Here is a 21,229-nt window from a genome sequence, read left to right as displayed (position 1 = left end):
CGATCGTGTGGCTGGCGGGCTACTTCGCGCACGTGCTCGTGCCGATCGCGATCGCCCTGCTGCTGGCCGCGTTGATGGCGCCGGGCGTGGACCGGCTGGTGCGGATGGGCATGCCGCGCGGGTTGGCCTCCGCGATCGTGATGGTCACGGGCATCGCGATCGTCGGCGGCCTGATCACGTTCGTGATCATCACGTTCACCGCCGGGCTTCCCCAGCTGCAGCAACAGGTGTCGGACAGCCTCGGCCAGATCCGTGACTGGCTGCGGACCGGCCCGCTGCACCTGCGTGACTCGCAGATCCAGACGTTCCTCGACAACGCGATCGGCGCGATCGAGAAGAACCAGGCGGCGATCACCGAAGGCGCGATCACCACCGCCGCGACGATCGGCGAGATCCTCACCGGGCTGCTGCTCACGGTGTTCGTGCTGATCTTCTTCCTCTACGACGGCCAGGGCATCTGGCGCTTCGTCACGCGCGGTGTCCCGCAGCGGGTCCGCCAGCGCGTGGACGTGGCCGGCCGCCGCGGGTTCGCCGCGCTGGTCAGCTACGTGCGGGCGACCGCGGCGGTGGCGCTGGTCGACGCGGTCGGCATCGGCATCGGGCTCGCGATCGTCGGGGTGCCGCTGGTGATCCCGCTGGCCGCGCTGGTGTTCCTGTCCGCGTTCATCCCCATCATCGGCGCGTTCGTGGCCGGCACGGTCGCCGTGCTGATCGCCCTGGTGGCCAACGGGTTCATCGCGGCGCTGGTCGTGCTCGGCATCGTGATCGGGGTGATGCAGCTGGAGAGCCACGTGCTGCAGCCGTGGCTGCTCGGCCGTGCGGTGCGGTTGCACCCGCTGGCCGTCGTGCTCGCCATCGCCGGCGGCCTGATCGCGGCCGGCATCGCGGGTGCGCTGCTCGCGGTGCCCCTGCTGGCCGTGCTCAACGCGGGCGTGCGGTCGTTGGTGAGCGAGGACGAGGTGCCGCCGGGCGAGGTCGACGTCCTGCACGAGCGGGAGTCCGAGAAACCGGAGGCGGGGGAGCCGGAGGAGTCCGGCGAGGGTGACACGAAGGCGACATGGGAACGGCCGTGACCGCCACGCCGGCCGGCAAGGACCCCACGGTCCCGTTGTGGCGCGCGGCCGTCCTGCTGCGCGTGCTGACCTTGCTCTTCGCCGCCGGCGTGACGCTGGTGTACCTCGACGAGTACGCACGGCCGTGGCTCGCGCTGGCCACGGTCGGCGCGATGGCCGCGTGGACGGTCGTGATCGCCGTCCGCTACCTGCGTCCGTCCGGGCCGGTGCTCGGGTTCACCGTGCTCGACCTCGCCGTGTGCTGCGCCCTCATGTGCACCTCGCGCCTGGTGCTCACCCCGGTGCAGCTGTCGGTCGCTCAGGCTCCGCTCGTCACGACGGTCTGGGTGACCGGCGTGGTGGCGGCGGGCGCGGTGTGCGCGGGGCCGGCCGTCGGCGCGGGGTTCGGCGCGGTGGTGGCCGCGTTCAACTACGGCGTGCGCGGCTACGTCGACACCGACCTGACGCGTGACCTGGTGCTGCTCGTGGGCGTGGGCTTCGTGCTGGGGCTCGCGGCGTCCTCGTCCCGCCGGTCCGCCGAGCGGCTCGCGGCGGCGCTGCGGGCGGAGGCCGCCACGGCCGAGCGGGACCGGCTGGCGCGCTCCATCCACGACGGCGTGCTGCAGGTGCTGGCCCGCGTGCGACAGCAGGGCGGGGAGCTGCGCGGGGAGGCGGCCGAGCTCGCCCGGCTGGCCGGCGAGCAGGAGATCGCGTTGCGCGCGCTCGTGTCCACCGGACACGTGTCCACACAGGACGGTACGGCGGACCTGGCCGGGCGGCTGAAGCTGCTGGCCTCGGGGCGCACGGAGGTGTCGGTGCCGGCTACCGCGGTACGGCTGCCGGCGGCGGTGGCCGGCGAGCTCGAGTCGGTGGTGCGCGAGGCGCTGACCAACGTGGCCAAGCACGCGGGACCGGACGCCCGGGCATGGGTGCTGCTGGAGGATCTCGGCGACGAGGTCGTCGTGAGCGTCCGCGACGACGGCGTCGGCATCGTGCCGAGCCGGATCGAGGAGGCGGAACGGGAGGGAAGGATGGGGATCGCGCGCTCGATGCGTGGCCGGGTGACCGAGCTGGGCGGCACGATCGAGCTGGAGACCGCGCCGGGCGTCGGCGTGGAGTGGGAGCTGCGGGTGCCCCGCGACGGGACGCCGCGGTGACGTCCACACCGACGTCCACACCGATCAGCGTGATGGTCGTCGACGATCACCCGATGTGGCGCGACGGCGTGGCCCGGGACCTGGCCGAGCGCGGCTTCGAGGTCCGGGCCACCGCGGGCGACGCGGACGGGGCCGTGCGCATCGCCGGCACGGTGCGCCCGGACGTCGTGCTGATGGACCTCAACCTCGGCAGCGTGTCCGGGGTGGCGGCGATCCGGCGGATCACCGGTGCGCTGCCGCGGACCCGGGTGCTCGTGCTGTCCGCGAGCGGTGAGCACGCCGACGTGCTGGAGGCGGTGAAGGCCGGTGCGTCCGGCTACCTGGTCAAGTCCGCGTCGGCCACCGAGCTCGTCGAGGCCGTGCGCCGGACCGCGGCCGGCGACGCGGTGTTCACGCCGGGCCTCGCGGGCCTGGTGCTGGGCGAGTACCGGCGGATGGCGGCCGAGCCCAGCGCCGGCGAGCCGAGCCTGACCCAGCGGGAGACCGAGGTGCTTCGCCTGGTGGCCAAGGGGTTGACGGCACGGCAGATCGCGGGCCGGCTCACGCTCTCGCACCGCACGGTGGAGAACCACGTGCAGTCCACGCTGCGCAAGCTCCAGCTGCACAACCGCGTCGAGCTCGCCCGCTACGCCATCGAGCACGGGCTGGACGAGGAGCCGGACGGCGGCGGGCGACAGGTACCTCAATAGGCTGCGGGAATGCCCGACCCAGACGGTTCCGCCAGCTGACCACCCGCGATGGCATACCGTGGGGGCGTGAACGTGCCGCCGGCGCCGGAGCCGATCGATCCCCGTGAGCTGCGGGTGTCCGATTCGGAACGCGCGCACGTGGTGGACGTGCTGCAGAAGGCGATCGGCCACGGCATGCTCTCGCTCGACGAGTTCGCCGAGCGCACCGACACGGCGCTGGCGGCGAAGACGCGTGCCGAGCTGAACGCCGTGCTGATCGACCTGCCGGGCGTGACGCACCGGGATCCCGACTCGCCGGTGCGGGAGAAGCCGGTCGAGCTACGCGCCAACATGTCGACCCTCAGGCGGCACGGGCCGTGGACGGTGCCGCGCGAGCTGATCGTCCACAATCGGCTGGGATCGACGGAGCTGGACTTCAGCGAGGCCCGGATCGCCTACGACGAGGTGCGCATCGCGCTGAACGTCAGCGGCGGCTCGGTCAAGCTGCTGCTGCCGGAGCGCGCGTCGGTGGTCACCGACCAGGTGCGCGTGACGGCAGGCAGCATCAAGGACAAGGTCGGTGCCGGCGGCGGCACGCCGCGGTTCGTGGTGACGGGCACGCTCACCGCGGGCTCGCTGCACGTGCGCCGGGCGAGCTACGTGCGGATCGGCAGCCTGTTGATCCGGTCGCCGTGGAAGATCAGCCGGGCCAGCGACTGACACCTACTGGACACATGAACGTGCGGAGGAACGCGTGAAGGCTCTGGTCAAGGGCGCCCAGGGTCCTGGTTTAGCACTGACGGACGTGCCAGAGCCACAACCGGGGCCGAACGACGTCAAGCTGCGGGTGCTGCGGACCGGCATCTGCGGCACGGACCTGCACATCGAGGCGTGGGACGAGTGGGCCGCCGCGACGATCTCACCGCCGCTGGTCATCGGGCACGAGTTCGTCGGCGAGGTCGTCGAGATCGGTGCCGCGGTCACCAAGGTCAACGTGGGCGACCTCGTCAGCGGCGAGGGCCACCTGGTGTGCGGCACCTGCCGCAACTGCAATGCCGGCCGGCGGCACCTGTGCGCCAACACGATCGGGCTCGGCGTGCAGACCGCGGGCGCGTTCGCCGAGTACGCGGTGCTGCCCGAGCAGAACGCCTGGGTGCACACCCACCGCGTGGACCTGGACGTGGCGGCGATCTTCGACCCGTTCGGCAACGCCGTGCACACGGCGCTGTCGTTCCCGGTGCTGGGCGAGGACGTGCTGATCACGGGCGCCGGACCGATCGGGCTGATGGCCGCGGCGGTCGCGAAGCACGCGGGCGCGCGGCACGTGGTGATCACCGACGTGAGTGAGCCGCGGCTGGACCTGGCCCGCAAGATTGGCGTGGACGTCGCGCTGGACGTGAGCCGGCACGCGATCGGCGAGGTGTACGGCGAGCTCGACATGTCCGAGGGCTTCGACGTGGGCATGGAGATGTCGGGCCAGCCCACCGCGCTGCGCGAGATGATCGCGAACATGACCCACGGCGGGCGGATCGCCATGCTCGGGTTGCCGGCCTCCGAGATCGCGGTCGACTGGAGCCGGGTGGTCTTCAAGATGCTGACCATCAAGGGGATCTACGGCCGCGAGATGTTCGAGACCTGGTACGCGATGTCGGTGCTCCTGCAGGCGGGGCTCGACATCTCGCCGGTGATCACGCACAGGTTCCACCACACCGACCACGCGGAGGCGTTCTCGACCGCGCGCGAGGGCCGGTGCGGCAAGGTCATTCTCGACTGGACTCATTCGGACGGAGGAGCATCCTGATGTACGGCGCCATGCGGCAGAGCTTGCTCGACGAGCTGGACGAGATCCGCGAGGCGGGGTTGTACAAGGCGGAGCGGGTGATCAGCACGCCGCAGAACGCCACGGTCCGGGTCGGTCCGGACCCGGAGGTGCTGAACTTCTGCGCCAACAACTACCTCGGTCTCGCCGACCACCCGGCGCTCGTCGCGGCCGCCAAGGAGGCGCTGGACCGCTGGGGCTTCGGCATGGCGTCGGTGCGGTTCATCTGCGGCACGCAGGAGCCGCACAAGGAACTGGAGCGTGCGCTGTCGGACTTTCTGTCCACCGAGGACACGATCCTCTACAGCTCGTGCTTCGACGCGAACGCCGGGCTGTTCGAGACGCTGCTGGGCCCGCAGGACGCGGTCATCTCCGACGAGCTCAACCACGCGTCGGTGATCGACGGCGTCCGGCTGTGCAAGGCGAAGCGGCTGCGCTACAAGAACCGCGACCTGGCCGACCTCGAGCGCCAGCTCAAGGAGGCGGTGGACGCCCGCTACCGGATGATCGCGACCGACGGCGTGTTCTCGATGGACGGCTACCTCGCGCCGCTGGACGAGATCTGCGACCTGGCCGACGCGCACGACGCGCTGGTGATGGTGGACGACTCGCACGCGGTCGGCTTCGTCGGCCCGACCGGGCGCGGGACGCCGGAGCTGTTCGGGGTGTCCGACCGGGTGGACGTGCTGACCGGCACGCTGGGCAAGGCGCTCGGCGGGGCGAGCGGCGGGTACGCCTCGGGGCGGGCGGAGATCGTGGCGATGCTGCGGCAGCGGTCGCGGCCGTACCTGTTCTCGAACTCGCTGGCGCCGTCGATCACGTCCGCCGCGCTGGCCGCGCTGGACCTGCTCGGCTCGTCGGGCGAGCTGCTGGCGCGGCTGCGCGCGAACACCGCGCTGTTCCGGTCGCGGATGACGGAGGCCGGTTTCGACCTGCTGCCGGGCGACCACCCGATAATCCCCGTGATGATCGGCGACGCGGCCCTCGCCGGCCGGATGGCGGACCTGCTGCTGGAGCAGGGCGTCTACGTGATCGGCTTCTCCTATCCCGTCGTGCCGCACGGGAAGGCCCGGATCCGCACGCAGTTGTCGGCGGCGCACTCCACCGACGACGTCGACCGCGCGGTCGAGGCGTTCATCGCGGCTCGCGCGAAGCTGTAAGCCGCCTTTCCCTTTGCCCCCGCACAGACTTCGGAACGAACGGACACCACGGTCACTCAGTGTCGGTATTCCCATAACCCCGACACGTTGGGAGTTTCGAATGTCCGCACCAACCATCACCCCGCCCGCCGTACGCAACGCGGTGTTCGCCGTCTGGGCGATCCTCGTGCTCGTCGTGCTCCGCGTCGCCCTGACGTTCGCGTTCGAGGACGACCTCGTCGACGCGTGGGTCGAGAAATCGGGAGCGACCTCGTTACCTCGGGAGATCGTGGCCGAGGGCGCGCCCGCATACACGGGCGTCGCGATCGGGATCCTGGTCATCGGGCTGGTCCTCGCGCTGGCGGCGGCGAACCTGCCGAAGCGCAAGCAGTGGGCGAGGGTCGTCGTGTACGTCTTCGCGTCGCTGAACATCCTCGGCATCGTGTTGTCGTTCCTGGCACCGTCGCTGGTCGTGATCATGGTGATCAACATCGTGGTGGCCCTGCTGTCCGTGGCGGCCATCGTGCTGCTGTCCACGGGGGATGCCAGCCGGTTCTTCGCGAGCTGATATCCGTCAGTTGACCGATGTCTCACATCCCCGGCCGGACGAGGCTTGCTCAGTCCGAACGACGAAAGCAGAGGCCGAAAACCCACGTCGGCACGCTGCGGAGTCATCCGGATACGACATCGTGGCGATCGTGCGCAAGTGCTAACGATTAGTTAGCACATGCGACCCGTAGTGCCACAATGTTCGTCGTCCCTGACAGGTGGCGTGGCCGGGAGACCGGAGACGTCGCAGTCGGGGCCCAACGCCGGCGGAGCATGCCAGCGTCGGGGTCCGGCCTAGCCCAGCAGGCATCGGCCGGATTTCGCGCCGCCGGTACCGGTCGCGTAGCCCCCCGAGCGATCGGTGCCGGCGGCGCGTGTCCCGTTTTCGGGCACTCGCCCACGGACGACCCACTACAGGACGACGTTCACCAGGCGGCCGGGGACGACGATCACCTTGCGGGGCTCGTTGCCGTCAGTCAGTGCGGCGATGCGTTCCTCGGCCAGGGCCGCCGCCCTGACCTCGTCCGCGTCGGCCGAGGCGGGGACCGTGACTCGGGAGCGGACCTTGCCGTTGACCTGGATCGGGTACTCGACCGTCTCCTCGACCAGGTAGCGCTCGTCCGCCCGCGGGAACGGGCCGTGGGCCAGGGAGCCGTCGTGACCCAGCCGTGACCACAGCTCCTCCGCCATGTGCGGGCACAGCGGCGCCAGCATCAGCACCATCGGCGCCACCACCGCGCGCGGGACCGGCTTTCCGGCGTATGCCTTCGTCACGTGGTTGTTCAGCTCGATCAGCTTCGCGCCCGCCGTGTTGAAGCGCATGTTCGCGTAGTCCGCGTGCACGCCGTCGATCGCCTTGTGCAGGGCGCGCAGGGTCGCCTCGTCCGGCTCGTCGTCGCCCGCGCGCAGCTCGCCGGTGTTCTCGTCGACGACGTTGCGCCACAGGCGCTGCAGGAACCGCTGGGCGCCCACGACGTCCTTCGTCGCCCACGGGCGGGAGACGTCCATCGGGCCCATCGCCATCTCGTAGAACCGGAACGTGTCCGCGCCGTAGCGCTCGCACATCTCGTCCGGCGTGACGACGTTCTTCAGGCTCTTGCCCATCTTGCCGTACTCCTGGCGGACCTCCTGCCCGTTCCAGAGGTACTTGCCGTCCATTTCGGACACTTCCTCGGCCGGCACGTACACGCCGCGCGAGTCGGTGTAGGCGTAGGCCTGGATGTAGCCCTGGTTGAACAGCCGGCGGTACGGCTCGGGGGCGGACACGTGGCCGAGGTCGTAGAGCACCTTCTGCCAGAAGCGCGAGTACAGCAGGTGCAGCACCGCGTGCTCGATGCCGCCGATGTAGAGGTCGACCCCGCCCGGATCGCCCGGGCCGTGCTCCTCGGGCCGCGGGCCCAGCCAGTACCTCTCGTTCTCCGGCTCGCAGAACCGCTCGGTGTCGGTCGGGTCGACGTAGCGCAGCTGGTACCAGCACGAACCCGCCCACTGCGGCATCACGTTGGCGTCGCGACGGTAGCGCTTGCGGCCGTCGCCCAGGTCCAGCTCGACCTCGATCCAGTCCTCGGCACGCGACAGCGGCGGCGACGGCTCGGTGTCCGCGTCGTCGGGGTCGTACGTGCGGGGGGAGTAGTCGTCGACGTCGGGCAGCTCGATCGGCAGCATGCTCTCCGGCAGCGGGACCGGCAGGTCGTTCTCGTCGTAGACGATCGGGAACGGCTCGCCCCAGTAACGCTGGCGGGCGAACAGCCAGTCGCGCAGCTTGTACTGCAGCTTGCCCGCGCCGTGGCCATGCCGCTCCAGCCACTCGATGATCGTCTTCTTGGCCTCGTCGATGTCCAGCCCGTCCAGGCTGACGCCGTTCTCCTGGCGGGAGTTGATCGCCGGACCGGCGCCGGTGTAGGCCTCGCCCTCGAAGTCCTCGCTCGGCCGCACGGTGCGGATGATCGACAGCCCGAACTTCGTCGCGAAGTCCCAGTCGCGCTGGTCCTGGCCGGGCACCGCCATGATCGCGCCGGTGCCGTAGCCCATCAGCACGTAGTCGGCGATGAACACCGGGATCTGGTTGCCGTTGACCGGGTTCGTGGCGAACGCGCCGACGAACACACCGGTCTTGTCCTTGTTCTCCTGGCGGTCCATTTCGGACTTCTGCGACGCGGCGTGGCGGTAGGCGGCGACCGCCTCGGCCGGGGTCGCGGCGCCGGAGGTCCAGCTCTCGGCGGTGCCGTCCGGCCACGTGCCGGCCGTGATCTCGTCGACCAGCGGGTGTTCCGGTGCCAGGACCATGTAGGTGGCGCCGAAGACGGTGTCCGGGCGGGTGGTGAACACCTCGATCGCGCGGTCGCCGACCGGGAAGCGGATCTGCGCACCGGCCGACCGGCCGATCCAGTTGCGCTGCATGGTCTTGACCTTCTCCGGCCAGTCCAGCAGCTCCAGGTCGTCGACCAGGCGGTCGGCGTACGCGGTGATCCGCATCATCCACTGACGCAGGCTCTTGCGGAACACCGGGAAGTTGCCGCGGTCGCTGCGTCCCTCGGCGGTGACCTCCTCGTTGGCCACCACGGTGCCCAGGCCCGGGCACCAGTTGACCGGCGCCTCGGACTGGTACACCAGCCGGTGGGAGTCGATGATCCGCCGCTGCTCGACCCGGGTCAGCTCGCACCAGCCACGACCGTCCGGAGTGGAGCGCTTGTCCTGCGCGAACTCGGCCTCCAGCTCCGCGATCGGGCGCGCCTTGTTCGCCTTCTCGTCGTACCAGGCGTTGTAGATCTGCAGGAAGATCCACTGGGTCCAGCGGTAGTAGGTCAGGTCCGTGGTCGCGATTCGACGGCGCTCGTCGTGGCCCAGCCCCAGGCGGCGGATCTGGCTCAGGTACCGCTCGATGTTGTCCTCGGTGGTCTTGCGCGGGTGCTGGCCGGTCTGTACCGCGTACTGCTCGGCGGGCAGGCCGAACGAGTCGAACCCCATGGTGTGCAGCACGTTTCGCCCGGTCATCCGGTGGTAGCGGGCGAACACGTCGGTGCCGATGAACCCCAGCGGGTGGCCGACGTGCAGCCCCGCGCCCGACGGGTAGGGGAACATGTCCTGGACGAACAGCTTGTCCTCGGGTACCTCACCGGCCAGCGGACCGACCGGGTTGGGCGCGTGGAAGGTGCCGTCCTCCTCCCAGAACTGCTGCCAGCGCGGCTCGATGGAGTTGGCCAGCCTGGCGGTGTAGCGGTGGGCCGGCACCGACTCGTCGGCGTCGCTGGTCGTGGGGCTCATCGTGGGTCCTTCCGTGGTGCGTGCTCCGAACACAACAAGACCCCTCTGCCCAAGGGCATGAGGGGTCCGCCGCGCCAACCGCCGGTCAGCGCGGCCAAGTAAGGAGCATGCGTCCGGCGCTCATAGCACCAGGATACCGCGCACACCAACACCCTTTCCGCCACGGCCCACGCCCCGGGGAACCGCCCACAGCACCCCGCACGAATCCCCTTGCCACTCCACGAAATCACGTGTACTCGCGCGCGTGCACCCCATCCGCGACGCCCCCACCCTCTCCGGGGGCACCCCGTGGCTCCATTCTATTGGTGGGGGGTGACGGTTTCGGGGTTGTCGGCCTTGTCTGTGGACAGGTCGCGCGGTTGTGGACGGGCGGCGGGCGGCGCGGGGCGACCACTTACGATCGGGGCGTGGAACTCGTCGCGCTCGTGCCGCTGGTCATCGGGTCGGGGATTGGTGTCGTCGGGGTGCTCGGGTGGCTCGAGCGGCTGCCGCGCAACCGGTTCGGCGGCGTGCGCACACCCGCGTCGCTGCGCAGCGAGCGGGCCTTCCGGGTGGCGAACAAGGTCGCCGGGCCGCCGGTCGCCGTGGCCGGGCTGGTCGGGGTGGCGAGCGGAGCCGCGGGTCTGGCCGCCGGGCTGGTGGTCACCGTCATCGGCTTCGTCGGGATGGTCGCGATCGCCGTGGCCGGCGGGCTGCTCGGGCACCGGGCCGCCGAGGCCCTCCCCGAGGAGCCTCCGGAGCTGCCGCCCGGGTGCCGGGGCTGCGCGTGCGGCGGCTGCGAGCTCGCCGGCCGGGCGGCCGGGTCAGTTGGTGCGGACGTCGCCGGGGTGGGTGGCGAGTAGCGCCAGCGGCATGCCCTGCCGGCGCAGCACCCGGCCCCACAGGTCCTGGTCGGCCGGCGCGAGCACGTCGTTCGGCAGGGCCGGGACCACGATCCAGTCACCGCGCTCGATCTCGCCCTCGACCTGGCCCACGTCCCAGCCCGCGTAGCCGGCGAACACCCGCAGGCCCTTGAACTTCGGCACCAGAATCTCCGGGTCGGCGTCCAGGTCGACCAGCGCCACCGGGCCACGCACGCCGATCAGGCCCTTCACGCCGTTCGGCTCCTCGCCGGTGCGCAGTGCCGCGAGGCACAGGGCCGTCTTCTGCTCCACCGGTCCGCCCACGAACACCGAGCCGGGCACGCTCACGTGCGGCCCCCAGCTCGGCAGCACGTCGTCGACCGGGACTTCGCTCGGCCGGTTCAGCACCACGCCGAGGGTGCCCTCGCCCCGGTGGTCGATCACGAAGACCACGGTGCGGCGGAAGTTGGAGTCGGTCAGGCTGGGCGCCGCCACGAGCAGCGTGCCCGGCTCCACGGCTGCATCGGGGACATCGGATCGCACAGGCACATGATCCCACCCGTCGAGTCGGAATCCAGCGGCCGTATGGCTAATGGGGAACAATGGGCCGGGCCGGCACGTTGTTGCTGGTGGCTGGAGCATCGTTGAGTCCCCCGGGCCCAACTGAGAACCGCCGTCGTGGAATACCGTCCGGCTGGAGTCACGTCGCGCCACACCGCCGAGAGGCGACCAGATGCTCCGTCACCGAAGGGCGTGCGCCTCGACCGGGCGCACGCCCTTCGGACTTTCCAGGTTCATCCGCACCGTAGGCTGACGTCCCGTGAGCACGTCGGCGCGGGACGCGAACGAAGTCACTCGGGCAGGTGATTCAGAGTCCGCGCACCACATCCGGATCGGTGCCCGCCGACTCCTGGGGCTCGCCGGGTTCCGGCGCCTCCTGCTCAGCCGGTTCGCCTCGCAGTGGAGCAGCGGGCTATTCCAGACCGGGCTCGCCGGCGCGGTCGTGTTCAACCCCGAACGCCAGGTCTCGCCGACGGCCATCGCCGCCGGGTTCCTCGTCCTGCTGCTGCCGTACTCGATCATCGGGCCGTTCGCGGGTGCGCTGCTGGACCGCTGGGATCGGCGCCGGGTTCTGGTCGCGGCCAACCTGCTGCAGAGCGTCCTGATCATCGCCGCCGCGATCTGCGTCGCGGCCGGGGTGGGCGGGCTGACGCTGCTGATGCTGGCGCTCATCGTGATCGGCATCAGCCGGTTCATCGGTGCCGGCCTGTCCGCCGCGCTGCCGCACGTCGTGCCGATACGCAACCTGGTCGAGGCGAACGCGCTGTCGGTCACGCTCGGCGCGGTGGTCTCCGTGACCGGTGCCGGCTGCGCCGTGCTACTCCGTGAGGTCTTCGGCGAGGGCAACAGCGGCTCGGGCGGGACGACCGCGGTGGCCGCTGCCGGCGCGGTGGCCGCGGGCTGGCTCGCGGCACGGTTCACCCGCGGCGCGCTCGGCCCGGACAAGATCGACGAGCCGGCCACCGCGATCGCCGCCGTCGCGCACGGGCTCTTCGACGGCGCCCGGGTCGCCATCCGCACGCCGAGCGTCGCCGCCGGGTTCTGCGCGCTGCTCGCACACCGCGCGTCGTTCGGCATCTCGCTGCTGCTCACCGTGCTGCTGATGCGTTTCAGCTTCGAAGACTTCGGACCGATCGAGGCCGGCCTGCCGGGCCTGGGCGTGGTGCTCGGCGCCGGCGCGGCCGGGATCTTCATCGCCGGGCTGACGACCGCGCGGCTGGTCACCGGCTTCGGCCGGAAGCGGACCGTGCTGAGCGCGCTCGGCCTCGCCGCGGCCGCCCAGCTCACCCTCGGCCTGCCCATGATCATGCCGACCGCCCTGGTCGCCGCGTTCCTCATCTCCTACGCCGGCCAGGTGATCAAGCTGTGCGTGGACGCCGCCGTGCAGCGCGACATCGGCGACGAGGCCCGCGGCCGGGTGTTCGCGCTCTACGACATGCTGTTCAACGTCGCCCAGGTCGTGGCCATCGCGATCGCGGCGGCGATGATCCCGGCCAACGGTGAGTCCGCGACGCTGATCGTCATCGCGACCGTGCTCTACCTGGTCGGCATGCTGACCTTCGGGATGGTCACCCGCCAGGGGGTCGTTCGGGCGGCGTGATGCCCTGCTCGTCGGCCCACCGGCGCAGCTCCGCGACCGCCTCGTCGTGCTCCAGCGGACCGCGGTCCAGGCGCAGGTCCTTGAGGTACCGCCAGGCCTGGCCGACCAGCGGGCCCGGGGGCAGGCCGAGCAACCGCATGATCTCGTTCCCGTCGAGGTCCGGCCGCACGCGCGCGAGGTCCTCCTCGGCCGCGATCCGCGCGATCCGCTCCTCGAGGCTGTCGTAGGTGCGCTGCAGGGCGGCCGCCTTGCGCCGGTTGCGGGTGGTGCAGTCGGCGCGGACGAGCTTGTGCAGCCGGGTCAGCAGCGGGCCGGCGTCGGTGACGTAGCGGCGCACCGCCGAGTCGGTCCACTCGCCCCGGCCGTAGCCATGGAACCGCAGGTGCAGGTACACCAGCTGGGCCACGTCCTCGATGATCTCCTTCGGGTATCGCAGCGCGCGCAACCGCTTCCGGGCCAGCTTGGCGCCGACGACCTCGTGGTGGTGGAAGCTCACGCCGCCGCCCTGGACGAACCGCCGCGTCGCGGGCTTGCCGATGTCGTGCAGCAGCGCGGCGAGGCGCAGCACGAGGTCCGGCGAGGCGTCCGGGTCCTCGAGCGCGATCGCCTGGTCCAGGACAACCAGCGAGTGGTGGTAGACGTCCTTGTGCTGATGGTGCTCGTCGATCTCCAGCCGCATGGCCGGGACCTCCGGCAGCACGTGGCCGGCGAGGCCGGTGTCGACCATCAGCTCGATCCCGCGCCTCGGGAACCGGCCGCGGAGCAGCTTCGAGAGCTCGGCCTGGATCCGCTCCGCGGTGACCCGGGTGAGCTCGTCGCGCATCTCGCCGATCGCGGCGAGCACGCGGGGCTCCACGGTGAAGCCGAGCTGGCTCACGAACCGGACCGCACGCATCATCCGCAGCGGATCGTCGGCGAAGGACTCCTGCGGCGTCGCGGGGGTGTCCAGCCGGCGCCGGGCCAGCGCGGAGAGCCCGTCGTGCGGATCGATGAACGTCTTCGTGGACAGGTCGACGGCCATCGCGTTCACCGTGAAGTCGCGCCTGACCAGGTCGTCCTCGATCGAGTCCCCGAAGTGGACCTCGGGCCTGCGGCCCTTCCGGTCGTAGGTGTCGGCCCGGAACGTGGTGATCTCGCACTCCGTGCCGCGCCGCCGCGCGCCGATCGTGCCGAACGCTATCCCGGTGTCCCAGACGGCGTCCGCCCATCCGGATACCAGCCGCCGCACCTGCTCGGGCCGGGCGTCGGTGGCGAAGTCGAGATCGTTGCCCAGCCGGCCCAGCACGGCGTCGCGCACGGTCCCGCCGACGAGGTAGAGCCGGTGCCCGGCCGTGGCGAACCGCTCGGCGAGTTCCTCCGCGACCGGAAAGTGCAGGCGCTCCACCATGGCATGAGATCCGGCATCGTGTTGGGTCAGGTTGGACACGGGGCACGAGCGTATCTGGCGCACCTGGCCGTGCCGGGCCCCGGCCGGACCGCTGACCGCCGACCCGCCCGGCGGCGCCACACTACGATCGCGAACATGCACTCGTCGTCCGGCAGGCCCCGGGGTGCCCGGTCGGGGCGCCGCGGGCGGCGCCGTGGCCAGCGCGGGCATCGGATGGCCGCGGTCGACGAGACGTCGGCGGGCGGCGTGGTGATCAGCGCCGACCGGACGATGGTGGCGCTGATCGGCCGGCTCGACCGGCGCGGCCGGCTGCTGTGGTCGCTGCCGAAGGGCCACATCGAGGAGGGCGAGACGCCGGAGCAGACCGCGGTTCGGGAGGTCCGCGAGGAGACCGGCATCCTGGGCGAGATAATCCGACCACTCGGCACGATCGACTACTGGTTCGTCGCCGACCGCCGCCGGATCCACAAGACCGTGCACCACTTCTTGATGACCCAGCGGGGCGGCGAACTGTCCGACGACGACGTCGAGGTGACCGAGGTCGCCTGGGTCCCCCTCGACGAGCTGGAGGAGCGGCTTGCCTACGCCGACGAGCGCCGGCTGGTGCTGCGCGCGCTCGAACTGCTGGAGTTGCGCATGGCACCGGACGGCGACCCGCCCCGGAGCGCCGCCGGGACCGCGACCGGCGAGGAGCCGGCCAAGGCGGACGGGGGCTGAGCCGGCGTGACGAGGTGGAAGGCGGGCGCCGGCTTCCTCATGACGGCGCTCCTGGCACTCGGCCCCCTGGCGACCCCCGCCGTGGCCGGGTCGATCGGTGACCTGCAGCCCACCGGTGGCACGCCGACCCTTCGGCTGGAGGTCGACTCGCTGACGCCGCGGGTCGTCACCACCGCGACCCCGAGGCTTACCGTCGCCGGCCGGATCACGAACACCGGCGACCGGCTGGTCGACGAGGTCCGGGTCAAGGTGCAGCGCGGCGAACCCGTGGAGACCGAGGCCCAACTGCGCGAGCTCGGCGAGCTCGACACCGACTCGGCCAGCTCCGAGTTCGTGGACGTCGCCGACTCGCTGGAACGGGGCGAAACCGCGCGGTTCGAGGTCGTCGTCCGCGTGCGCGGCGCGGAGCAGTCCCTCGCCCTCTCCGAGCCCGGGGTCTACCCGACGCTCGTCAACGTCAACGGCCGGCCCGACTTCGGCGGCCAGGCCCGGCTCGCGGCGGTGTCGATCCCGCTGCCGGTGCTCTCCGCCCCCGGCGGCAAGGTGGCCCGGCCCAAGCCGACCCCGCCCGGCCTGAGCTTCGTCTGGCCGATCCTCGACACCCAGCCGCGGCGGCTGTCCACCACCGACGGGCAGATCGTGCTCACCGATGACGACCTCGCGGAGTCCCTGGCGGTCAACGGGCGGCTGTTCGGCCTGGTGAGCTCCGTGAGCACGGCCGCCGTGGCGAACAGCACGCTGCCAAGCTCCATGTGCTTCGCGGTCGACCCGGACCTGCTGCAGACCGTCGAGGGCATGACCCGCCCCTACAAGGTGCGTGTGGAAGGCGGCCGCACGGTTCCCGGCAAGGGAACCGAGGCGGCCAGGGACTGGCTCAATCGGCTCCGCGAGCTCACCCGTGGGCAGTGCGTGATCTCCGTGCCGTACGCGGACGCGGACCTCGTCGCCCTGTCCCGTTCGGGTGCGGTGGACCTCTCCCAGCTCTCGCTCGCCAGCGCCGCGGTCGTGCACCAGATCCTCGCGGTCCAGCCGGCCAAGGAGCTCTACTGGCCCGCCGGGGGCACGGTCGACCAGCGCACGCTCGTCGACATCGCCGCGTTCGGCCCGACCACGGTGCTCGCCGACCCGAGCCACCTGCGCGACGTCGAGGGGAAGGCGCCCTACGACGTCACCGGCCCGCAGACCGCGAACGCGGTGCGTGCGTTGCCGGTCGACGCGCTGCTGTCCCGGTCGCTCACGCCGTCGACGGGCAGCGGCGACCTCCAGGACGGGCTCGCCGCGCTCGCCTTCCGAACGATCTTCGACCCGCGTGGCGGCGACCCGGTCATCGTCGCGCCACCGCGCCGGTGGACCGCGTCGGCCACCGAGCTCGGGCTCTACCTCGACCTCGCGGAGCAGCTGTTCCGGGACGGCTTCGCCACCCCGCGGTCGCTGATCCAGGTGATGTCCGGGCCGGACCGGGGCTCCACGGTCGGCTTGTCCTACACCCCGCAGGACACCGCGAAGGAGATCCCGCGCTCGGTCACCACGGACGTGCTGCGCATCAACCGGATCAAGCGGGACCTGCTCGCCGCCATGGACGACGACAACACCACCGAGGTCGACCCGAACGAGCTGCTCTCGCCGATGCAGTACGGCCTGCTGCGTGGCGTGTCCGCCGCCTGGCGCGGCAGGGCCGACCAGGCCACCGCGACGGTCGAGTACGTCGACCAGCAGGTCGCGACGCTCCGCGGCCGGGTGGAGGTGAAGGACCCCGGCCGGCCGCTCACGCTGGCCTCCGGCGACAGCCCGATCCCGCTCAACGTCAACAACAGGCTGCCGGTCGCGATCGTGGTGCGGATCAAGCTCGTCGCGAGCGCGGGCCTGCGCCCGGTGCAGTTCACCGACATCCGGATCCCGCCGCTCAGCTCGCGCAGCCCGCTCGTCGACGCGGAGGTGATCCGCGCGGGCCGGTTCACCGTCGACGCGTCGCTGACCACACCGGGTGGCACGAAGCTCGGCAGCACCGCGCGACTGGAGGTCACGTCCTCGTCCTACGGCGCCATCACGGTCGCGATCACCGGTGTCGCGGGCGGGGTGCTCGTGCTGCTGGTGATCCTCCGGGTCTTCCGGCGGGTACGCGCGGCACGGGCCAGGACGAAGGGCAGCGACGACACCGGGGTTCCCGTTGACGCCTAGCGGCAATACAGAATCTACGTCCGTGAACAAGCGGCCCGACCGTGCCCAGCCCTCGCTGGCCCGCGCCAGCGGTTCGATGGCGATCGCGACGCTGGTCAGCCGCATCACGGGCTTCGCGTGGAAGGTCATGCTGGCCTGGGCGGCGAGCCTCGGCGTGGTCAACGACTCGTTCACCGTGGCCAACACGCTGCCCAACATCGTCTACGAGCTCCTGCTCGGCGGCGTGCTCGCGAGCATCGTGGTGCCGCTGCTGGTCCGCGCGCAGGACGACGCCGACGGCGGCGCGGCCTACACCCAGCGGCTGCTGACGGTCGCGATGACGATGCTCATGGCGGCCACGGTCGTCGCGGTGGCGCTGGCCCCGCTGTTCACCCGGCTCTACATGGACGGCTCCACCGGCGAGGCCAATCCCGAGCTCGCCACGGCGTTCGCCTACCTGCTGCTGCCGGAGATCGTCTTCTACGGCCTGTTCGCCCTGCTGTCCGCGATCCTGCAGGCCAAGCACGTGTTCGGCCCGCCGGCGTGGGCCCCGGTGGCGAACAACCTGATCGTCATGCTGACCATCGGGCTGTACGCGATCGTCCCCGGCGAGATCTCGCTGAACCCGGTCCGGATGGGCGACGCGAAGCTGCTCGTGCTCGGCATCGGCGTCACGCTGGGCATCGCCGTGCAGGCGCTCGTGCTGCTGCCGGCGCTGCGCCGGATCGGGTTCCGCTTCCGCTGGAACTGGGGCGTCGACGCACGGCTGCGCGAGTTCGGCGGACTCGCGCTGTGGATCGTCGGGTACGTGGCGGTCAGCCAGATCGGGCTGGTGTTCACCACCCGCGTGCTCACCGCGGGCGCCCCCGGCGGTGCCGCCATCTACGCGAACGCGTGGCTGCTCTTCCAGCTGCCGTACGGGGTCATCGGGGTGTCGCTGCTGACCGCCATCATGCCCAGGCTGAGCCGTGCGGCCGCGGACCGCGACACCGGGCGGCTCGTCGACGACCTCTCGCTCGCCGGGCGGCTGTCGACCGTGCTGCTGGTGCCGCTGAGCGCGGTGCTGACCGTCGCCGGCTCGGCCATCGGCGTCGCGCTGTTCAACTACGGCAACGCCGACGTCGTGGACGCGCGGCGGCTCGGCGACGCGCTGGCCTTCTCCGCGTTCGGGATCCTCCCGTACGCGCTGGTCATGTTGCAGCTGCGGGTGTTCTACGCGATGAAGGACGCCCGGACGCCGACGCTGATCATGGTCGTGATGACCGTGGTGAAGATCCCGCTGCTCTATCTGTGCCGCGACCAGCTGCGCCCCGACGACGTGGTGATCGGCGTGCTGCTGGTCAACTCGCTCACGTTCGTCGTCGGTGCCGTGCTCGGCCAGATGTGGCTGTGGGTGCGGCTCGGCCGGCTGCAAAGCATGCGAGTGGTCAAGGTGATCGTGCAGACCCTGGTGGCGGGCACCGCCGGGGTCGTCCTCGCGTTCCTCGCCGGCCTGCTGGTCGGGCTCGTGCTGCCGGACGGCTTCGGGGACACCGCGACCGCCTGGGTGCTGTTGACCGTCGAGAGCCTGGTGACGATCGTCGTGGCGTTCGGCCTGCTCGTGGCGTTCAAGGTGCCCGAGTTGAACCCCGCCTGGCAACGAATCACCCGACTGATGCGTCGAGGGTAGGGACGAACGAAAAGACGAACCTGCGCAACTCACGTAGGCTCGTTTCGATCGGCAGAACAGGTGTCCGTCGCGCGATCCTGCCTCTGGCTGGGGCGCTGGGCGGGGAGAGAGCAGTGACGACGAGGCGAACCGACTCCCTCACGGGAGAGTTGAGCCCCGGCGGCGGAGGCGCCGGGGAGAACTTCCTGTTGCCCGGTGCCGTGATCGGCGACGGTCGCTACCGGCTGCTCGCCCAGTTCGGCGTCGACGAGCGGGTGAACGCGCACCTGTGGCGGGCCCGCGACGGGCAGCTGCGCCGGGACGTCGCGCTCACCGTGCTGGTCGGCGAGCCGGGCGACTCCGCCCGCGCGCAGGACGCCCGCCGCACGCTCGAGCGGGCCATGCACGCGGCGCGCTTCAACCACCCCGGGATGGCCCGGGTACTGGACGTGCTGAGCCTGGGCAGCGGCGTGGCCGCGGGCGAGGGCCTGCTGGGCATGGTCGTCGCGGACTGGTCGGCCGGCACGGATCTCGTCGACCTGATCGCCGAGCACCCGCTGCCGCCCGCGACCGCCGCCCGGCTGCTCGAGCCGCTCGCCGCCGCCGTGGAGCGGGCGCACGTTGCCGGGTTGGTACTGGGCGTCGATCACCCGCAGCGGATCCGGGTCACCCCGGAGGGCACGCTGCGCCTCGCCTTCCCCGGCGCGCTGCCCGAGGCCGTGCAGCGCGACGACGTCAAGGGGCTCGGCGCGATCTTGTACCTGCTGCTCACCGGACGCTGGCCGCTGCCCGGTGGCCCGTCCGCGATCCCGGCCCCGCCGCTCACCCCGGACGGCGCGATCGTGGCGCCGGAGACGCTCACCCCGGTGCCGCACGAGCTGTCCGCGGTCGCGCTGCGCAGCCTCGAGGACACCTCCATCGGCGGCATCCGCAACAGCGCCACCCTGCTGTCCGTGCTCGGCCAGGCCGCCGTGTCGGCCGAGCAGACCGAGCACATGCGACCGGTCGAGCAGGGCTCGGAGGACGACGACGGGCCCGTGTGGACCACCCGCCCGCCGGTCCACGACAAGATGCGGCGGCGCAAGCTCGCCATCGGCGTGACCGCGCTCGCCGTGGCCACGGTCGGCGTGCTGGCGTGGGCCGGCCTCCTGCTGATCGACTTCTTCGGCGACGACACCGGCAGCTCCGGCACCCCGATCACGATCAGCCAGCCGCCGCCGAAGGAGGGCGAGAGCGCGCCGCCGAAGCCGCAGGCGGCGGGCCCGATCGACCCGGCCGGGGTGGCCGAGTACAACCCCGAGGGAACCGAGGACGACGAACAGAACGCCAGCAACGTCTCCGACGACGACTCGGGCACACTCTGGGAGACCGACACCTACGAGCAGCAGTTCCCCGCGCTCAAGCCGGGTGTGGGGATCATGGCGTCGTTCGCCGACTCGGTCCGCTTCGCCGCGGTGGAGATCGACTCGCCGAGCCCCGGAACGGTCGTCGAGATCCGTACCGCCCCGTCGCCGGAGCCCGACCTGTCCGAGACGAAGGTGATCGCCAAGGGTGAGCTGCAGAGCGGCACGACGCGGATCGAGCTGCGCAGCGCCGAGCCGACCCAGTACCTCATCGTGTGGGTCCGCACCCTGGGCGAGGGCAACAAGTCCTCGATCGGCGAGCTCGCCTTCATCCGCGCCAGGTGAGTGTCCATGGCCACACCTCTGGCCGCTGACCGGGCGCCCGATATCCTCTTCGGGTGACCACCGCCGCCAGTTCGGACGCCGCCCTCATCGCGGCGCATGCCGCCGGTGACCCGCGTGCCTTCGCTGAGTTGGTCCGCCGCCACCGAGACCGGATGTGGGCCGTAGCGCTGCGCACGCTGCGAGATCCGGAGGAAGCATCCGACGCGCTGCAGGAGGCGTTCATCTCGGCGTTCCGCGCGGCCGCCTCGTTCCGTGCGGAGTCGCAGGTCACGACGTGGCTGCACCGGATCGTGGTGAACGCCTGCCTCGACCGCGTGCGCCGCCGGCAGGCCCGGCCGACCGTGCCACTGCCGGAGACCGGCCCCGGCGAGCCGGCCGCCCCGCGCGACTCGATGTCCGAGCGGGAGACCCGGCTCGTCGTGCAGAACGCGCTGAGCCAGCTGTCCGAGGACCAGCGGGTCCCGATCGTGCTGGTCGACGTCGAGGGATACTCGGTCGCGGAGACGGCCAAGATGCTCGGGATCGCCGAGGGAACCGTGAAGAGCCGGTGCGCACGGGGGCGCGCCAAACTAGCCAAAGTTCTCGGCCATCTCCGGAACCCGGATGCAGAAGCGAACGTCCCAGATGGCGCTGTTGAAGGGCGAAGTGTGCCGGCAAGGCGCCGCTGGGAGGGACGATGACAGACGGCAAGAAGGGGGCGGGCGGCCCAACCGGGCCTCCGTGGTCTGTCGACGTCCTCGCCGACCTGCACGCCGGTGTCCTCGACCGGGCCGAGTCCGAGCGCCTGTGGCCGCTGGTCAACGCCGACCCCGAGGCACGAGCCGTCCTCGCCGCGCTGGACGAGGTCAAGGTCGGCCTCGGCCAGCTGGGCAACGCCCCGGTCGAGCCCATGCCCGCGCGGTACGCCGCCCGCCTCGACGCCGCGCTCGAGGCGGAGATCCGGGCCAGCGGCCGGGTCGCCACCGCCACGCCGCCCACCCC

The 21,229-nt window shown here is 71.5% G+C and carries 17 protein-coding genes and 1 pseudogene; 15 read left to right on the top strand and 3 right to left on the bottom strand.

Going from position 1 to position 21,229, the window contains the following annotated elements; all coding sequences use genetic code 11:
• The first annotated feature begins 2 nt into the window (after positions 1-2).
• The 7 genes from ACRDTB_RS29770 (at position 3) to ACRDTB_RS29740 (ending at position 6,403) form a co-directional block, all read left to right on the top strand.
• On the top strand, positions 3-1,073 hold the full coding sequence (locus tag ACRDTB_RS29770) for an AI-2E family transporter (protein WP_431435494.1): 1,071 nt from the start codon (positions 3-5) through the stop codon (positions 1,071-1,073).
• Positions 1,058-2,209, top strand: coding sequence for a MacS family sensor histidine kinase (gene macS / locus ACRDTB_RS29765; protein ID WP_431435493.1), 1,152 nt, complete (start codon positions 1,058-1,060; stop codon positions 2,207-2,209). The genes ACRDTB_RS29770 and macS overlap by 16 nt, the downstream gene beginning before the upstream one ends.
• 32 nt (positions 2,210-2,241) lie before the next feature.
• Entirely contained in the window at positions 2,242-2,898 is a 657-nt protein-coding gene (locus tag ACRDTB_RS29760) for a response regulator (RefSeq protein WP_431435498.1), read from the top strand.
• A gap of 66 nt (positions 2,899-2,964) precedes the next feature.
• Positions 2,965-3,597 (top strand): DUF1707 SHOCT-like domain-containing protein, encoded by a 633-nt coding sequence (locus ACRDTB_RS29755; RefSeq protein ID WP_431435492.1) that lies wholly within the window; start codon positions 2,965-2,967, stop codon positions 3,595-3,597.
• Positions 3,598-3,631: 34 nt separating this feature from the next.
• On the top strand, positions 3,632-4,678 hold the full coding sequence (gene tdh / locus ACRDTB_RS29750) for an L-threonine 3-dehydrogenase (protein ID WP_431435491.1): 1,047 nt from the start codon (positions 3,632-3,634) through the stop codon (positions 4,676-4,678).
• Complete coding sequence (locus tag ACRDTB_RS29745) at positions 4,678-5,856, top strand: glycine C-acetyltransferase (RefSeq protein WP_431435490.1); 1,179 nt, start codon at positions 4,678-4,680, stop codon at positions 5,854-5,856. Before tdh ends, ACRDTB_RS29745 begins: the two co-directional genes overlap by 1 nt.
• Before the next feature lie 100 nt (positions 5,857-5,956).
• Positions 5,957-6,403 carry a hypothetical protein gene (locus tag ACRDTB_RS29740; RefSeq protein WP_431435489.1) on the top strand — a complete coding sequence of 149 codons (447 nt, stop codon included), beginning with the start codon at positions 5,957-5,959 and terminating at the stop codon, positions 6,401-6,403.
• A gap of 392 nt (positions 6,404-6,795) precedes the next feature.
• Here ACRDTB_RS29740 and leuS read toward each other — a convergent pair whose 3' ends face one another.
• Positions 6,796-9,648 (bottom strand): leucine--tRNA ligase, encoded by a 2,853-nt coding sequence (gene leuS / locus ACRDTB_RS29735; RefSeq protein ID WP_431435488.1) that lies wholly within the window; start codon positions 9,646-9,648, stop codon positions 6,796-6,798.
• 407 nt (positions 9,649-10,055) lie between these two features.
• On the opposite strand from leuS, the gene ACRDTB_RS29730 reads away from it, so the two are divergent.
• Positions 10,056-10,490: an SdpI family protein gene (locus ACRDTB_RS29730; protein ID WP_431435487.1), complete on the top strand. Its 435-nt coding sequence runs from the start codon at positions 10,056-10,058 to the stop codon at positions 10,488-10,490.
• Here the strand turns inward: ACRDTB_RS29730 and ACRDTB_RS29725 are convergent.
• The gene (locus tag ACRDTB_RS29725) at positions 10,452-11,039 is read right to left on the bottom strand and encodes a YqgE/AlgH family protein (RefSeq protein ID WP_431435486.1); all 588 of its coding nucleotides are present in this window, start codon (positions 11,037-11,039) and stop codon (positions 10,452-10,454) included. The two genes, ACRDTB_RS29730 and ACRDTB_RS29725, sit on opposite strands and share 39 nt — an antisense overlap.
• Before the next feature lie 271 nt (positions 11,040-11,310).
• Between ACRDTB_RS29725 and ACRDTB_RS29720 the strand changes: the two genes are divergently transcribed.
• Positions 11,311-12,651, top strand: a complete 1,341-nt coding sequence (locus tag ACRDTB_RS29720) for an MFS transporter (RefSeq protein ID WP_431435485.1) — start codon at positions 11,311-11,313, stop codon at positions 12,649-12,651.
• Here the strand turns inward: ACRDTB_RS29720 and ACRDTB_RS29715 are convergent.
• Positions 12,620-14,038 carry a CCA tRNA nucleotidyltransferase gene (locus tag ACRDTB_RS29715; RefSeq protein ID WP_431435496.1) on the bottom strand — a complete coding sequence of 473 codons (1,419 nt, stop codon included), beginning with the start codon at positions 14,036-14,038 and terminating at the stop codon, positions 12,620-12,622. The two genes, ACRDTB_RS29720 and ACRDTB_RS29715, sit on opposite strands and share 32 nt — an antisense overlap.
• A 135-nt stretch (positions 14,039-14,173) precedes the next feature.
• On the opposite strand from ACRDTB_RS29715, the gene ACRDTB_RS29710 reads away from it, so the two are divergent.
• The 6 genes and pseudogenes from ACRDTB_RS29710 to ACRDTB_RS29685 form a co-directional block, all read left to right on the top strand.
• Entirely contained in the window at positions 14,174-14,755 is a 582-nt protein-coding gene (locus ACRDTB_RS29710; protein ID WP_431435484.1) for an NUDIX hydrolase, read from the top strand.
• Between the two features lie 6 nt (positions 14,756-14,761).
• A complete protein-coding gene (locus ACRDTB_RS29705; RefSeq protein WP_431435483.1) occupies positions 14,762-16,933 on the top strand; it encodes a DUF6049 family protein in 2,172 nt (723 codons plus the stop codon).
• A gap of 76 nt (positions 16,934-17,009) precedes the next feature.
• A complete protein-coding gene (gene murJ, locus ACRDTB_RS29700) occupies positions 17,010-18,581 on the top strand; it encodes a murein biosynthesis integral membrane protein MurJ (RefSeq protein WP_431435495.1) in 1,572 nt (523 codons plus the stop codon).
• A 113-nt stretch (positions 18,582-18,694) separates the two neighbouring features.
• Complete coding sequence (locus tag ACRDTB_RS29695; RefSeq protein ID WP_431435482.1) at positions 18,695-20,248, top strand: protein kinase family protein; 1,554 nt, start codon at positions 18,695-18,697, stop codon at positions 20,246-20,248.
• Positions 20,249-20,301: 53 nt separating this feature from the next.
• Entirely contained in the window at positions 20,302-20,928 is a 627-nt protein-coding gene (gene sigM / locus ACRDTB_RS29690; protein ID WP_431435481.1) for an RNA polymerase sigma factor SigM, read from the top strand.
• A pseudogene (locus ACRDTB_RS29685) lies at positions 20,925-21,229 on the top strand (hypothetical protein); the annotation flags it as partial. The gene sigM and the pseudogene ACRDTB_RS29685, both read left to right, overlap by 4 nt.

The sequence above is a fragment of the Actinophytocola sp. genome (assembly GCF_050699935.1).
Taxonomy (GTDB): Bacteria; Actinomycetota; Actinomycetes; order Mycobacteriales; family Pseudonocardiaceae; genus Actinophytocola.
This window is presented reverse-complemented; position numbering and strand designations above follow the sequence as displayed.